This is a genomic window from Streptomyces sp. NPDC085481 (assembly GCF_044541845.1).
Taxonomy (GTDB): Bacteria; Actinomycetota; Actinomycetes; order Streptomycetales; family Streptomycetaceae; genus Streptomyces.
Genome location: NZ_JBITTJ010000008.1, coordinates 265,100 through 279,669, shown reverse-complemented (window position 1 = coordinate 279,669; position 14,570 = coordinate 265,100). Strand labels below are relative to the sequence as shown.

Annotated in this window: 13 protein-coding genes and 3 pseudogenes; 9 read left to right on the top strand and 7 right to left on the bottom strand. The window is 68.0% G+C overall.

Annotated elements, in window-relative coordinates:
* Positions 1–310: 310 nt before the first annotated feature.
* Together ACIGEZ_RS19570 and ACIGEZ_RS19565 are read right to left on the bottom strand one after the other, a co-directional pair.
* Positions 311–742 carry a glutaredoxin domain-containing protein gene (locus ACIGEZ_RS19570; RefSeq protein WP_399832643.1) on the bottom strand — a complete coding sequence of 144 codons (432 nt, stop codon included), beginning with the start codon at positions 740–742 and terminating at the stop codon, positions 311–313.
* A gap of 325 nt (positions 743–1,067) precedes the next feature.
* Positions 1,068–1,481 (bottom strand): hypothetical protein, encoded by a 414-nt coding sequence (locus ACIGEZ_RS19565; RefSeq protein WP_399832641.1) that lies wholly within the window; start codon positions 1,479–1,481, stop codon positions 1,068–1,070.
* Positions 1,482–1,579: 98 nt separating this feature from the next.
* Between ACIGEZ_RS19565 and ACIGEZ_RS19560 the strand changes: the two are divergent.
* Together ACIGEZ_RS19560 and ACIGEZ_RS19555 are read left to right on the top strand one after the other, a co-directional pair.
* A pseudogene (locus ACIGEZ_RS19560) lies at positions 1,580–1,821 on the top strand (hypothetical protein); the annotation flags it as partial.
* A gap of 704 nt (positions 1,822–2,525) precedes the next feature.
* Positions 2,526–3,566: a vWA domain-containing protein gene (locus ACIGEZ_RS19555; RefSeq protein ID WP_399832639.1), complete on the top strand. Its 1,041-nt coding sequence runs from the start codon at positions 2,526–2,528 to the stop codon at positions 3,564–3,566.
* Positions 3,567–3,824: 258 nt separating this feature from the next.
* Here ACIGEZ_RS19555 and ACIGEZ_RS19550 read toward each other — a convergent pair whose 3' ends face one another.
* Positions 3,825–4,352 (bottom strand): hypothetical protein, encoded by a 528-nt coding sequence (locus ACIGEZ_RS19550; RefSeq protein WP_399832637.1) that lies wholly within the window; start codon positions 4,350–4,352, stop codon positions 3,825–3,827.
* A 277-nt stretch (positions 4,353–4,629) separates the two neighbouring features.
* Here ACIGEZ_RS19550 and ACIGEZ_RS19545 point away from each other — a divergent pair, with 277 nt between their 5' ends.
* A complete protein-coding gene (locus tag ACIGEZ_RS19545) occupies positions 4,630–5,157 on the top strand; it encodes a DUF1062 domain-containing protein (protein WP_399832741.1) in 528 nt (175 codons plus the stop codon).
* A gap of 163 nt (positions 5,158–5,320) precedes the next feature.
* Positions 5,321–5,770 (top strand): nuclear transport factor 2 family protein, encoded by a 450-nt coding sequence (locus ACIGEZ_RS19540; protein WP_399832739.1) that lies wholly within the window; start codon positions 5,321–5,323, stop codon positions 5,768–5,770.
* A gap of 151 nt (positions 5,771–5,921) precedes the next feature.
* On the opposite strand, the gene ACIGEZ_RS19535 is transcribed toward ACIGEZ_RS19540, so the two are convergent.
* The 3 genes from ACIGEZ_RS19535 to ACIGEZ_RS19525 all read right to left on the bottom strand — a co-directional run bounded on the left by ACIGEZ_RS19535 (position 5,922) and on the right by ACIGEZ_RS19525 (position 10,500).
* Positions 5,922–8,198: a DPP IV N-terminal domain-containing protein gene (locus ACIGEZ_RS19535; protein ID WP_399832635.1), complete on the bottom strand. Its 2,277-nt coding sequence runs from the start codon at positions 8,196–8,198 to the stop codon at positions 5,922–5,924.
* A 325-nt stretch (positions 8,199–8,523) separates the two neighbouring features.
* The gene (locus ACIGEZ_RS19530; RefSeq protein WP_399832633.1) at positions 8,524–9,195 is read right to left on the bottom strand and encodes a DUF4097 family beta strand repeat-containing protein; all 672 of its coding nucleotides are present in this window, start codon (positions 9,193–9,195) and stop codon (positions 8,524–8,526) included.
* Positions 9,196–9,552: 357 nt separating this feature from the next.
* Entirely contained in the window at positions 9,553–10,500 is a 948-nt protein-coding gene (locus ACIGEZ_RS19525; RefSeq protein ID WP_399832631.1) for a helix-turn-helix domain-containing protein, read from the bottom strand.
* A 242-nt stretch (positions 10,501–10,742) separates the two neighbouring features.
* Here ACIGEZ_RS19525 and ACIGEZ_RS19520 point away from each other — a divergent pair, with 242 nt between their 5' ends.
* The 5 genes and pseudogenes from ACIGEZ_RS19520 to ACIGEZ_RS19500 all read left to right on the top strand — a co-directional run bounded on the left by ACIGEZ_RS19520 (position 10,743) and on the right by ACIGEZ_RS19500 (position 13,515).
* Positions 10,743–11,183, top strand: coding sequence for a VOC family protein (locus ACIGEZ_RS19520; RefSeq protein WP_399832629.1), 441 nt, complete (start codon positions 10,743–10,745; stop codon positions 11,181–11,183).
* A 94-nt stretch (positions 11,184–11,277) separates the two neighbouring features.
* Positions 11,278–11,712 carry a VOC family protein gene (locus ACIGEZ_RS19515; RefSeq protein WP_399832627.1) on the top strand — a complete coding sequence of 145 codons (435 nt, stop codon included), beginning with the start codon at positions 11,278–11,280 and terminating at the stop codon, positions 11,710–11,712.
* 291 nt (positions 11,713–12,003) lie between these two features.
* Positions 12,004–12,785, top strand: a pseudogene (locus tag ACIGEZ_RS19510) (IS5 family transposase).
* Positions 12,786–12,932: 147 nt separating this feature from the next.
* On the top strand, positions 12,933–13,148 hold the full coding sequence (locus ACIGEZ_RS19505) for a hypothetical protein (protein ID WP_399832625.1): 216 nt from the start codon (positions 12,933–12,935) through the stop codon (positions 13,146–13,148).
* 163 nt (positions 13,149–13,311) lie between these two features.
* A complete protein-coding gene (locus ACIGEZ_RS19500; protein WP_399832623.1) occupies positions 13,312–13,515 on the top strand; it encodes a hypothetical protein in 204 nt (67 codons plus the stop codon).
* Between the two features lie 596 nt (positions 13,516–14,111).
* Here ACIGEZ_RS19500 and ACIGEZ_RS19495 read toward each other — a convergent pair.
* Positions 14,112–14,546 (bottom strand): annotated as a pseudogene (locus ACIGEZ_RS19495) (transposase); the annotation flags it as partial.
* Between the last annotated feature and the right edge of the window lie 24 nt (positions 14,547–14,570).

Genomic DNA, 14,570 nt, shown 5'->3' with positions numbered 1-14,570 from the left:
CTCCTCGATGACGGCGGCCGACCGATGCACAACCGCCGCGATCGTGGCGGCAGTCGGTAGGTATTGACCCCGGAACCATCGGTGGCCGTCAGACGAGCAGGCCCACTCCGGGCTGCCGCGCGCGCAGCCCGGTTTGTGGCTTCGGGTCGACGAGCACCCAACCGGGGTGCGGATCGAGGAGACTGCCGGGACCTGAGCCCTGCCGGCCCGGTGCGAGCCACAGGGACGGGGTGCGGTGCCTTGGGCTTGTCCTTCGACCATGATCCGTTCGGGCCTGCAAGCGTCTCGCTGTTAGGACACGGCTTCTGAATCACGCGGGAGGGGACAGCTGTTCGCGCACCCATCCGGGATCGGGGTTGGTGTGTGGCCTGCCCGCGACGACGACAGTCGGCACGGTCTCGTCGTTGGCCGCTCTCACTGCTGCGGCTCCTGCCGGGTCACTCCAGATGTTGACCCAGTGCGCCTGGCAGGCGCTGCGGCCCAGCCGGATGCGCAGTCGCATGCAGTACGTGCAGCCGGGCCGCCAGAAGACGACCGGCCGGCCGTCGGCCGCGCTGCGGCGCTGTGCCTCCTGAGCACCGATCGACCGCGGGAAGATCAGGGGCGAGTTCATGCCTGCAAGCAGCACAAACACCAGCAGGAGCACCGCGGCTTCGCCGGGACTCCCCCTCAAGATCAGGCCAGCCGCGACGACCGCTCCACACAACACCAACAGCATCGGCAGGGTCCAAATGCGCCTCATGATGACGCAGGCTATCGGCGACCCGAAACGCTCCGAGAAGCAGGATCCGGGTCCTGGATCGGTGCCGGTGTCTCAGCGGGGGCAACGGCGGGCGAAGTCGCCGTTGTGTTGTCAACGCATGACCAGGCCGACGCCGGGAAGAGCCTCCAGGCTTGGGCTGCGGGTGGCCTGGTTGGCGTGAGGCTCTTTCGTGGGTCCCGTGGACACCCGTAGAGCCATGCACCCGTCACTACCCCCTGACAGCCAATCGTTGACGGCTTCGAGCAGAGCAGTCGCTTCGCAGCGTACGGCTAAGGGCCGTCCCGTAATCCCAGGAGGCCGAGGGTCATACTGTCTCCGGGTCGGTGCCGATGGCGCCAGCCGAGCGAAGGGAATGCCCGAGATCCCCGGTGAGGATGCGGGGGTATCGCCGCCACCACCACAGGTCGGGGCCGGGCAACTTGTGGAACTGGTCGAGTGCTTGACCGTCGTCGTCAACGGTCGCGGCCTTGTACCGGTCGTCCAGGTCTTTGATCTGTGGGGTCCAGAGCTGGACGATGTGTTCGTCCAGCAGGAGCCACGCGTCGTGGAGCCAGTTTCGGCAGTACAGGTCGTTGGTGTACTCGTGGATGTCGTCTCGACAGCCGTGTTCGATGGAGCTCACCAGGACGGCCCACGCGTTCACCCTTTCAGCGACTGTGAACGCCGTCCGCCAGCCGCGCTGGTGCAACAGCTCTCCCACCTCGGTTTCAGTAGCCACAGGCGTGAGGCTCTCACGCCAGATCCGTCAGGACTATCGAGTAGATCCCGCCACAGCTGGTGCGATCCCGCAGGTGATCAAGGTGGGACGATCTCGCCGTGGCTGGTGTGATCACGGCGTCGGAACGGTCCTGGATAACCCCGTTCACCGGGCTGAGCCCGCGGCAGTTCGGGAAGCTGGTGACCGTTCTGCGACGCGAGGGTGCGGACGCGGTCGACAGAGGCCAGGGCCGTGGAGCATCAACCACCAGGTCGTCATCGACGCCGACAGCCGCCTCGTCGTGGGGGTCGGCCGGCCCTGTCCGGTCGCGGTGGCGGCCGGCAACCGCAATGACTGCAAGGTGGCGGCCGCCCCAGCGGACACTTTCTCGCTGCGGAGATTCCCGCGGGCCGAGCCCTTCGGGCGGAGCCTGCCGCCCTTTGCCGGCCGGCAGGAAAGGCCGCAGCCATGCCCGCTCGCCATCCGTAAGAACTCCCCGTCTCATGCCCCTCCCAACGCCCTGGGTGCGAAGTAGTCACATGATCGGCTGGGCAAGCCATAGCCAGTGCCCGTGATGGCCCCCATACTTGGATCACGCCAATACGGGGAGGTAACAATGGCATTCGTAGTGCTTTTCGGTGTTCTGGGCGGCCTGGCTCTGCTGCTGATCGTCACGCTCCTACGCCGCAACGGGAGGCAGACGGAGACGACTGAGGGACTCCGTGTCGAGGAGCAGGCACGACTGCAGGCAGGACAGGACCGTGCTTCCTTCAATGTCGTGGCCATGCACACCGCACCGCCCACGGCCAGCGACGCCTACCACCGCCACTAAGACCCCAAAGCCCTGACGTCCCGGTCACATGCCGACCGGGACGTCGCGTGTTTCCCGCACCCTCCAAGCTGAACTCATGTCCGAGCGCCCCGGCCAAGGGCCGGCCCGGTCTCGGTCGTGTCGCGGCTGTGCGTCCGATGGGGTGGGGTCTTCATCCGGTCTCGAAGCCACGTTCGATTGTCAGTGGTGGGTGAGACGGTAGGAGCATCACGTCGGAAAGAGGGGGAACTGCCTTGTCCGGAAGCCAGAACTACATCAATCACGTTGCCCTTGTGCTGGATGCGAGTTCGTCCATGTCGCACCTGAGCCGCAAGGTCGTCGAAGTCGCCGACCAGCAGATTGCCTATCTTGCCCGTCGGTCGGGGGAATTGGACCAGGAGACCCGCGTCACTGTGTACGTCTTCGCCGACACGGTGGAGTGCGTCATCTACGACAAGGACGTGCTGCGAATGCCGTCCCTGAAGCAGTTGTACCGGGCCGGCGGAATGACGGCGCTGCTGGCAGCCGCTTTGAAGTCGCAGCGGGAGCTGGCGCAGACGGCTCAGCTCTATGGCGACCACAGCTTCTTGACCTTCGTGCTGACCGATGGTCAGGAGAACGCAAGTCATCGCTGCCCTGACGCCCCTGCCAGGGATCCGCGTGAACTGGTCGCGGCCGTGGCCCGGATGATCGAGACGCAGGAGGACAACTGGACGCTGGCCGTCCTCGTACCGGACCAGATGGGCAAGCGGGAGGCCATGCAGAGCGGTTTCCCGAAGGACAACATCGCCATCTGGGACGCCACCAGCACCCACGGTCTGGAGGAGGCCGGACAGGTCATCCGTGAGGCCACTGAGAAGTTCATGGTGGGCCGCACCCAGGGCATCCGGGGATCGCGATCCGTCTTCTCCACGGGTGCGGACGCGGTCAACAAGGACACCATCAAGGCAGCCGGTCTCACCCCCGTGAATCCCGCCGAATACCAGCTGATCCCGGTGGCACGCGCCGCGGCGATCCGCGACTGGGTCGTCGAATCCGGACACACCTACCGGACCGGTGGCGCGTTCTACCAACTGAGCAAGTCGGAGAAAATCCAGGCACGCAAGCAAATCGCGGTGTTGGAGAAGAAGACGGACCGGGTGTACACGGGTCCCGAGGCCCGAGCCCTGCTCGGCCTGCCCGACGAAGAGGTCCGCATCAAGCCGGACCATAACGACGACTTCACCATCTTCGTCCAGAGCACCAGCGTGAATCGCAAGCTTGTCGCGAACACGCGGCTGTTGCTGATGGTCTGACGCCCCGAAGCCCCGCCCCGTCCCCGCTTGAACTCTCGTGGTCGTCGCAACACCTCGGCTCAACGGGTGCGATGGACTTCGAGGTACGCCAGATCCGTAAGGCTCAGGGGGCGGCCAAGGAGCTGCGGTTGAGGCGTGGGAATACCCGCGCCTCATCTCGCTGAGCTCGTGGGCCGCAGCCAGTTGAGAAACTTGCAGGCCGGCGCGCGTGGTTCAGGCGCCCGCTCGAGGGATCAGCGCTGCGGTCGCCGGGGGCCCTCAAGAGGGGCAGGAGTCCCTGTGGCTGGCATCGCGTTCCACTTGCCGCTCCGCGACGACCTTCATTCCGTCTGGAAGCGCCGGCAGCGCGAGCCTCCACAGGCTGTCGCGCTGCCCGTCCACCGAGAGCTGCCGAAGCGCCGTGTCGGTCGCCTGAGCCACCTCCAGGACGGCGAGCAGGTACGTTCGGCTCACACCTTCTTCAGGGCCTACGGTCACCGCGTCGGCGCTCCACTGCCCCCGCCCCTCGGCGCTGTTCTGCCGGGCCTGCGCCACCAGGTAGTACGAACCCTCGATGCGTACGGCAATCCAGAGTTGGTGTCCCTGGGCAGGCTTCCCGCTGCCCGCGATGCTGAGGCACCGGGGAACGACGCCGGTGGCCGCCGGCTTGTCGATGCGTATGCTGCGGTCGGGCTCCTGTGGAAGCAGCGCCTTCAGCCCGACGATGGCCCCGCTGACCACCGTGACCGCTGCGGCCTGTCCTTGACCGCCGTGGCCGTTGCCGGCCCCCTGTCTTGTGTCTTCCACGGCGCGGTCTCCTCTGTCTCGATCCGGCTGTGGCTTCGTCCGTGATCCGCTGTACGGAACCCGACGGCGAGGCGCTCGAAAACCGGTGGCAGGGGGCCGGTGTGCGCCATTACCGTGTTGGTGGACCAAGTCGTCTAGGCAAGGACGTGCCGTTGTACACGCTGTGAGACCTCCCGAGAGCTGATGTGTCGCGCGTCGCGCATGTGCGCCGCGCTCCTTTTTGCTGCGGACTTCTCACTGAAACCGGTGTACTTCTGTGCTCAATAGCTGGGTGGTCATGCCCACCTGCCTGCCGCTCGTTCTCCGTGACTGCCACGCGTGCGCGTCCAAGCGCTTCCGGGCCAACGGCAAATTTCGTGTCAACGCCAACCACAAGCTCATCGATGCCTGGCTCCTCGTGCTCTGTACCGCCTGCGGGGAGACGGCAAAGCTCACGGTCCTGGAGCGGGTGAACGTGCGCTCCGTACGGCCTGAGCTGCTGGACCGGCTGCATGACAACGACCCCGGCCTGGCAGCTGAGCTGCTCCAGGATCCGGTCGTACGGCGCCGAAATCGCGTCGCCCTCGACTGGGACGACGCCTGGCGCCTCGACACCGGCGGGTCGGATCACCTGGACCGCGAGGTCCTGGACGTCTCGGTCCGCTTCGCGGCGCCGATCCCTGTCCGGCCGGTGCGCCTGATCGCTGAAGGTTGCGGTCTTTCGCGGGCCGAGGTCGAGAGACTGGTCGCGGAGGGCAAGCTCGTTTCGGCAGTCCGGCTGAGCGGCAGGCTCTCCGGCGACTTCACCTTCACGCTCAAACGCTGAGCCGTAAGGGCCTCCAAGCCCTCAAGCCCTCACCAAGGACCAGGGCCCGTCCGGCCAGTTCCGCCGGACGGGCCCTGAAGCGTGTTGCGAGGTGCTGACCGCGTCGGACAACGATGTCTGATTCCCGCCAGCAGGCTGGGCCGTGGCTGATCATCCTGGAGCCATGACGATGTCATCCACTCCTGACTCCGAGACGGTCCTCACCGGCATGTACGCGGCCGAGGCCGAGTACCTGGCGGCCGGAGGCCCCGGCGAGGCTTCGTTCGAGCTGCTCGCCCCGTTCTTCGCGTCCGATGTCGAGCTGCATCAAGCGGCTGCTCTGCCCTATGGAGGCACGTGGCGAGGGCACGAGGGATTGACGCGGTTCTTCCTGACGATGGGACAGGTCTGGGAGACGTTCGACATGGTGGAGCAGGAATTTCTTGCCACCGGTGAGACGGCGGTCGTGCTGACTCAGGTCCGTGCTCGCGCTCGTGCGACCGGCCGTGAACTCGACTTCCCCATCCTGCAGACGATCACGGTCAAGGGCGGGCGGATCACCGAGGTCCGTCCGTTCTACTGGGACACTCAGGCCATCGTCGACGCCTGCGCCCCGTCCGCGCCGACGGACTGAGACCCTGGTCGGCCGGCGCCCCGACCCCGGAGACCCGCGCCGCGCCGGCGGACGCAGGCGGGGAAGCCCGCCCCCGTGTTTCTGGGAGCGGGCCTCGACGTACGGGGCCTAAGCCGCGGCCGGACTGTCGTCGCGTGGGGTGGTGCCGGGATCAGGCGAACAGCTCGGCGAGCGCCTCGGGGCCGATGGCGATGGGGGCGGGTCGGTAGGCGGGGGGCTGCGTGCCCGTCAGTTCGCGTACCAGGAAGTCCCAGGAGCGCTTGCGGACGTAGGCCAGGCAGTCGAGGAGCGTGTGCTCGGCCCCGGGCACGATGAGCAGCTCGAAGTCCTTGTCGGCGGCCACGAGTCGGTCGGCGAGCCGCAGCGTGTGGTCCGGGTGTACCTGGTCGTCCATTTCGCCGTGGATGAGCAGCAGCTTGCCCTCAAGGCGGTCGGCGAGTTCGACGTTGGAGGTACGGGCCCACGCCTCGGGGTTGTCCGCGCCGTCGTAGGTCTCCACGAAGCCCGGGTTGAAGTGGCGGGCATCGTGTGAGCCGGAGAGGGCGACACCGGCCTTGTAGACCTCGGGGAAGTCCAGCATCGCCCGCGCTGCGGCGAAGCCGCCGCCGGAGTGGCCGAACGCGCCCACCCGGTCCAGGTCCATCCACGGTCGGGTCTCGGCCAGTTGCAGCAGCGCCGTGACGTGGTCGGCCAGGGAGCCCGCGTCGGCCAGGTGGCCGTAGGAGGCGTCGTGGAAGGCCTTGCTGCGGCCCGGGGTGCCTCGCCCGTCCAGCGCCACCACCACGAAGCCCAGCGCCGCGAGGGGTTCCGCGTCCATGCCCATGCCGCCGGGGTCGAAGCTCGGGGCTACGCGGTTGACCTGCGGGCCGGGGTAGAGGTTGTCCACCACCGGGTAGCTGTGGGCGGGGTCGAAGCCACGCGGCAGGTACAGCACGCCGTAGATGTCCGTCACGCCGTCGGCCGCCTTGACGCAGAAGCGCTCCGGCGCCGTCCAGCCGGTGGCGGTGAGCTTCGTGATGTCGGCGCGCTCCAGCTCGACCAGCGTCCGACCGGTCCAGTCCCGGACCGTCGTCACCGGCGGGGTGTCGACCGTCGAGGCGGAGTCGATGAAGTACTCGGTGCCTTCCGCCATGGTGACGACGTGGTCCAGGTCGTCGTCCGTGACCTTGGTGAAGCCGGAGCCGTCCAGGCCGACCCGGCACACCGTGCGTCGGTACGGGTCCTCGTCGACCAGGCCGGAGGCGGTGAAGTACACCAGCCGCTCGGTCTCGTCGACGCGCAGGATCTGCCGCACCGCCCACTGCCCGCAGGTGACCTGGCCGAGCAGCGCGCCGGTCGCCAGGTCGTAGCGGTAGAGGTGACCCCAACCGTCGCGCTGCGAGTACCACAGCACCTCGCCGCCCAGCACCCGCACGATCGGCGGCTCGTACAGCCACTGGTTGGGCTCGACGCGGGTGGCCCCGGTCTCGCTCAGCACGGCGGTGACCTCTCCGGTGGCCGGATCCAGGCGGTGAAGAGTGAGGGTGCGCAGGTCGCGGGGCCGGTCGAGGTAGTACACGGCCGAGCCGTCCGGGGCCCACCAGGCCCACTTGGTCGCGATCGGCGACAGCTGCGGCATGAGGAGCGGGTCGGTCTGCGCGCGGACCAACGTGCCCTCGGCGACGTCCAGGACGACGAGCTCGGCCTGCGGCACGTGCTCGTCGCCGGAGTAGGCGTAGCGCTGGGTGTGCACGAGGGGCGCGCTGCCGTCGACGGGCCTGGCCTCGACGAGGTGGGTCTGGCGGACGGCGCGCTGATCGGTCCGGTGTGCGAGCACCTTCGTCGAATCGGGCGACCAGGCCACCGCGGGCGGCATGTGCGGCAGGCCGATCTTGCGCAGCAGGGTGGCGTTGCTCGTGGAGTCCGGGCCGTAGCCGTACCCGTGGTCGGGCTCTCCGTCCGTGGTCAGCGCCCACTCCCGGCCGTCGGACAACGACCGGGCCCAGAGGTCGTGCCCCCGCCGGGACACCGCGAACTTCCCGTCGGGGGACGGCACCTCCAGCGGGTTGCCCGGCGGGGTGAACTCGGCTCGCTCACACGTGTAGTCGGCCAGCCCGCAGCGCCAGTACTCGCCGAGGGCGAAGAACTCCACGGCGTCGCCGGCCAGTTCGATCGCCGTGAAGGGCAGGGCTTCGGAGTCGACCTGCTGGCCGGAGGCGGCGGCCAGCGCGGTGGCGAGCCGGGCGTGGTCGAAGGCCGGCTCGCGGGTGCCCGCCGCCGGATCGGCCAGCACGAACCGCCTGCCGGCACCATTGCTCACCGCGTACCAGAAGCGGGTGCCCCCGTCGATCCACTGCGGCCTGACCTTGTCTCCGGTCACGAGCTCGCCAGGGCAGGCGGGACGGCGCAGGAGTTGCTCCGCGGCCTCGTAGTCCTCGGTGGTGCTCATTGTCGTCGTCCATCCTCAATGTCGATCTTGGAAATGATCATGCCATGGTGTCGCATCACGCGGGAGTGATGAGGGCATGTGCGGGTCAAGCGGGCTTCGGCCAACTCGCAGGCCGAGTCAGATGGGTGGGGCGGGGCGGGGCGAGTCGCGGGGCGAGGCGCGGGGTGAGGCGAGTCGCGGGGTGAGGCGAGTGAGGCGGGCCCCGGCCCGCCCGGGGCCGCGCCGGGGCCCGGCGGGGGCAAGCCGCGTCAGGCGGGAGCAGGAAGGGGCAGGGGCAGCGGGCGATGGCGTCACCGCCGTCGCCCCGGACGCTCCTTGACGGCCTTCAGAGACTGCGGGCGGTGATGTCGCCGTAGGCGGTGGTCGCCTGGATGGCCAGGCCGGCGGCGGTGCCGGCGGCGTTCGTCAGTGCGTTGTGGATGCGGCCGTAACTGGTGCGGGCCTCGAGGGAGGCGGAGACACCGTGGGCGGCGCCGACGGAGATGTCACCGGCCTCGGTGTGCAGCACGAGCGAGCCGCGTACGGCCTCCGTGATCCGGATGTCGCCCTTCTGGGTGCTGATCTCCGCGGCGCCGTCCAGCCGGCCGACCGACACGTCACCGGCCTGGAGGGTGAGGCGGACGCTCGCGGTCTCGTCGAGCTCGACCGTGCCCTGCGCGCCCTCGAAGGCGACGTCGCCGAGCCGTCCGATGCCGCGGAAGTCGGCGCCGGCCGCCGTGGCCTCGACACGGGAGCCGGCAGGCAACTGGATGGTCACCTCGACGGACCCGGAGTTGCCGAGGAGCCGGTGCTGCGCCGCCGGGGCCGTAATCCGCAGGACGCCGTCGCGGTAGTCCACCGCGACCTCCTCCGCGGCCTTCACGTCGCTGCCCTTGGAGGCGTCCGCGGGCAAGACCTCGACCGTGGTGTCAGCCCGGTCCGCGGCGAAGAGCCGGATACGACCCGCCGGGATGTCGAGGACGGTGGAGACGGTGGCGGGGGTGTCGAACTTCTGCATCGTGCTTCTCCTTCTGCTGCAGCGGGCGCTCTGCCGTCCCGTCGCTTTCCGATGAGGGAAAAGCTACGTTGCGTTCGATGTATTGGCAACTCGCTCGTTGCGTAAATCTTGCGTATGCGCAGGTAGATGGAGGTAAATCGTTGCGACGGGTTGACGATTAATGCAACACTCCCTCACCGTGTCTGTTGCAATGACATGGAGGTGAACGCCATGCCGCCAATCCGCCGCCGCCGACCGGCTCCCCCGAACCTGGGGCGATGTCGCCCGTGCGCGGGCACGCTTCCGTCGCCCGCACTGGTGAATCTAGGCGCGCGTGGAGCGCGAGACTGTACGTGGCGTGCAGGAATCCTCAACAGTTCACGCGTCGCTGGGACGCAGGGCGCTCGCGCGGTGTTCGCTGGGAGTGACGCCGTACGCCTCGCGGAAGACGCGACTGAAGACGGTGGAGCTGGCGAAGCCCCAGCGGGCAGCGATGGCCTGAACGGGCTGACTGCTCAGTCGAGGACACGCCAGGTCGGCGCGGCAGCGCTCCAGCCTCTGCCGGCGGATGAACGCGGCGACGCTCAAGGGCCGGTCGCGGAAGAGGGCGTAGAGGGTGCGAAGGGAGATGCCGTGTCGGTCGGCGATCGTCTGGGGGGTCAGGTCCGGGTCGCCGAGGTTGTTCTCGATGAAGCGGGTGATCCGCTGCATCATCACCTGGGCGCGGGCATCCGCCGGCGCCTCCTCGAGCGCACCGAGTTGTTGGGCCAGGCAGGCAGTGACCAGGTCCAGCGTGACGGACCCCATCGCGGCCAACTCCTGCTCCCCGCACAGCGGGGCGTGGTCGAGGAGCGTGCCGAGGAATCCGGTCAGGATCGCCGCCGTTCCCGATGCGGCGGGGATGCGCTGCGCGAGGAGACCGTCCACCCTGCCGGAGCGCAGAGCCAGGGCAGTTCGGGGTATCTGGAGTACGACCGCAGTTATCCGTCCGTCGTCGCAGATGCCTCTGGTCTCCGTGGGGCGTGAGGTGTCCGCCAGCACCATGGCTCGATTGACGAGCGCCTCGCGGCCGAGCTGGGCGACCTGGAAGGAGCCCCTCCTGACCCAGGTCAGGTGGTAGTGCTCTGGATCGCCCCGCCGGATATGAGCGGCGGTGCGCCGCGCCAGCACCGGCGAGAACGTGTACGCGGACACTCGGAGCGGCCCCAACTCCACATCGGTGATGTCTGCGCTGAAGTCGCTCACGTGCTTCGTGTTGAGCGACACGGGCATCACCTCGTTCGACACGGTCTCGCAGAACCAGTCGAACGGGAAAGCCTCCGCCACGTCGGCAGCGGATGTACGCGTCCATCCCACGGCAGTCTCCCCCCTACCCCGGCTTTGAGCGCAGGCAGCGCCCTGCCCAGGGCCTTGGTGAACAAGCGTCACCAAGCAACCCCAGCGCAAAGGTCCATTATGAGACATGGCCGGATCGCGGCGACGAGCCAGTTGGTCGAGAACGGCCCGGCGGCTTCGTCTCAGGTCCGGAGACGACCATCGTGGCAGCACCACACCAAGGGAGACCGAGCATGACGATCCAGCGGATGGACAACGTCCTCATCGTTGTCGACGACCTCGACGCGGCTATTGCGTTCTTCGTCGAACTCGGCATGGAGCTGGAGGGCAGGATGCCGATCGAAGGACGTTGGGTGGAGCGCGTCATCGGGCTCGACGACGTCCGCCAGGACGTCGCCATGCTGCGGACCCCGGACGGCCACGGCCGAATCGAGCTGGCGAGGTTCCACACGCCGAACGCGATCCGCCCCGAGCCGAAGAACGCGCCGGCGAACACGCTGGGCATCCGCCGCGTCATGTTCGCCGTCGACGACATCGAGGACGCCGTTGCCCGCCTGCGCACCCACGGCGCCGAACTCGTCGGCGAGCTGGCACGGTACGAGGACAGCTATCGGCTCTGCTACGTCCGCGGTCCCGAGGGCATCATCGTCGGACTCGCCGAACAGCTCGACTGAGCGGCTTGTCAGAGGGCAGTGCGAGGATGGCGAGTGTTCCGGCAGGTGACCGGGACGGAGACCTGGACAGGTTTCGAGCAGTAGGAGGCGGCAGATGGCCAAGGAATTCCAGGTGACTTACGACTGCGCCGACCCGGGCGCGCAGGCCGCGTTCTGGGCTCAGGTGCTGGGTTACCGCATCGCTCCGCCGCCCGAGGGCTTCGCCGACTGGACGGCTGCGCTGACGGCGTGGGGCGTGCCGCCTGAGCACCACAACGACCGGTCGGCCATCACGGATCCGGAGGGCAACGGGCCGCGGGTGTTCTTCCAGAAGGTCCCCGAGGGCAAGACGGTGAAGAACCGCTTGCACCTGGACGTGCGTGCGGCGCCCGGCCAGTCCGGGGAGGAGCGGATGGCCACGCTGGAGGAGGAAGCGACCAGGCTGGAGCAGCTGGGAGCGAAGCGGCTGTACCGGCTCGAGCCCAATGACATGGACGAGGGGATCATCGTGATGGCCGACCCTGAGGGCAACGAATTCTGCCTGGATTGAGAAGCCCGTCCGGCTACACAGCTTCCCGGCCTTCGACGATGGAAGGCAGGCCGTCGAGGACGGCCTTGAGGCCGAATGCGAACAGCACGTCGAGATGCAGGTCAGAGCCGTCGTCGAAGGCTCCGACCACCTTGGCGAAGGTCGGGAAGCGGCCGGATTCCCTCAGTCTCAGAAGAGGTGACGATCTCGGGGTTGCGGATGTCGTTGTCCAGGCCGCGGAAACCGAGATCGGCCAACGCCCCTAAGACGTCGTCTCATTTGGCGGGTTGAGTAGTCTGCGCTGTCGAACGCTTGGTGCCGGACGAGCTGTGGGAGCTGTTCCAGCGAGTGGTCCCGCCCGCTCCGGCGCGACCGCAGGGCGGCGGCCGACGCCGGTACGGGGACCGAGAAGTGCTGGCCGCGATCATCTTCGTGGCCACGACGGGCTGCACCTGGCGGCACCTGCCGCCGGTCTTCGGGCCGTCGGGACCAACCGCACACCGCCGCTTCACCGAGTGGAGTACCGCCCGGGTCTGGGCCAAGTTACACCGCGTCATCCTCGACGACTGGGCTCGCGCGGCGGCTTGGACTGGTCGCGCTGCGCGATCGACTCGGTGAACATGCGGGCCCTGAAAGGGGGGAACTGACGGGCCCGAATCCTGTCGACCGGGGCAAGAATGGCTCGAAGATCCACTTGATCACCGAGCGGACCGGTCTGCCCATCTCCGTCGGGATCTCCGGCGCGAACCTCCACGACAGCCAGGCGCTTGAGCCGCTGGTGCGCGGCATTCCGCCGATCCGCTCGCGTCGCGGCCCGCGACGCCGGCGGCCCGCCAAGCTCCACGCGGACAAGGGGTACGACTACGACCACCTGCGCCGTTGGCTCCGCTCGCGCGGTATCCGGCACCGCATCGCCCGCAGAGGTGTCGAACCCTCCACAGGTTGGGCCGACATCGCTGGACGATCGAGCGGACGATGTCCTGGCTGGGCGGCGCCGCCGCCTGCACCGCCGCTACGAGCGCAAGGCCGAGCACTTCCTGGCCTTCACCGCTATCGCCTGCACCCTCATCTGTTACGGCCGCCTGAAGATGTGACCCCCGGCCCGCATGAAGGTTGCGGCAACATGGTGTAGGTGAGCGAATCATCTGAGCAGATGCGGGATGCAGCCGGTCTCTGGCACGAACACCGCCATGCACCTTTCCCCGCCAGCCTGCGAGGTGCTGAGTTCGGGGGGGGCAGACATGGTGTTGCTTGACGCGGACACCGCCGGCTGCGTTCTTACGTGGCTGAACAACGGCGGCGCTCTCGACCCGAAGCGCACCCGCATCCTGCAAAGCTGCATCGAGGACCTGGACCGAGTCGTCCCTCAGATCACCGAACCCGCAGGAACCCAGTACTACGAGCGCCTGCGCCAGCTCGCCCTCCTCGTGTCAAGGGCTCCCTCCAGCACCAAATGAGATGACGTCTAAGCCAGCGGCGCGCAGGTGGGCCAGGATGCGGTCGTCGCGGAAGCCGGTGCTGTCGTGGGTGCGGCCGGGCCGGGCGGCGGATGTCCCGGTCCGCTCTTCGGCCCTGTCCGTCGCCGTCTGCTTGTCGGCGGCCGGGTCTAGGCTGGGCCGCATGGCTTCCTGGGAGTTGGTGCGGCCCGGACCTGATGGTGACACGACCGACCTCGTCTTCCGCGAGACCGGCGGTTCGCGCGGCCATGCAGTGCTGATCGCGCTCGCCTCTCTGGTGCGGATGCTGATCCTGCTGTGCTGCTGCGCGGGAATCGCGATCACGATTCTCATGGCCGCCTTCGGCGTCGAATTCCCGAGGCGTTGATCGTGCCCGGCTTGGTCGCTGTGACCAGCTTTCTCATCGCCTCCCCCTTTGTCGCGGCACGCGCACTGCGTCGTGTCCGTCGAGTTCGGTTCGCCCTGGCTCAGGACCCCCGGTTTCGCTTGATCCGGGCGGGTCGGCCGGATCCCTGGGTGCCGATCGCCGACCTGGCACGCATAGATCTTGTCGAGAGCATCGTCGAGCCGTACGAGGGCGACCCTCTGCCGGCCACCCGAACGCTGATGGTCGCATTGTTCAGGGGAGATGATTTCGCCGAGCTGGCTTGCGGGCACTCGAGGCATACGGACGGACGGCAGCTTAAGGAGGCCCTGGATGCATTCCTCTCGGATGTCGGGGTCCCCGTTCAGCAGCACACATCGCGCACCCGGCGGCCCAAGCCTCCACCGAAGCCTCGTCGGTCAGGTTCGGCTCATGCCGGGGTGATCGCCAACAACGGGTGGTCGGGCGGTTCGGGATCTGGCAACGCTGCCGGCTTCTAAGACGTCATCTCATTTGGTGAGTCTGCGGTAGCAGGTGAGGGTGCAGGCGATGCTGGTGAAGGCGAGGATGTGCTCGGCTTTGCGTGCGTAGCCTCGGTGAGGCAGACCGGTCCGCTCGGTGATCAGATGGATCTTCGACCCGTACGTGCCCCGGTCGACAGGATTCGGACCTGTCAGGTCCCCCCTTTCAGAGTCCGCATGTTCACCGAGTCGATCGCACATCTCGACCAGTCCAGCTCACCGCGGGAGCCGAGCTCGTCGAGCACCAGGCGGTGCAGCCTGGCCCAGACCCTGGCCTTCGACCACTCAGTGAACCGACGATGGGCCGTGGCTCCGGACGGTCCGAACGATGCGGCGGGCAGCTGCTGCCACGTGCACCCGGAGGTCGCAACGACCACGATCGCGGCCAGCACCTCACGGTCACCATGCCGACGCCGGCCACCACCTTGGGGCCGGCGTCGGCTCCTTCGGCGCCACCCGCTGGAACAGCTCCCACAACTCATCCGGCACCAGCCGTTCAACGATCCCTGTCACGCTCCACAGGCTACCGAGCCAGTT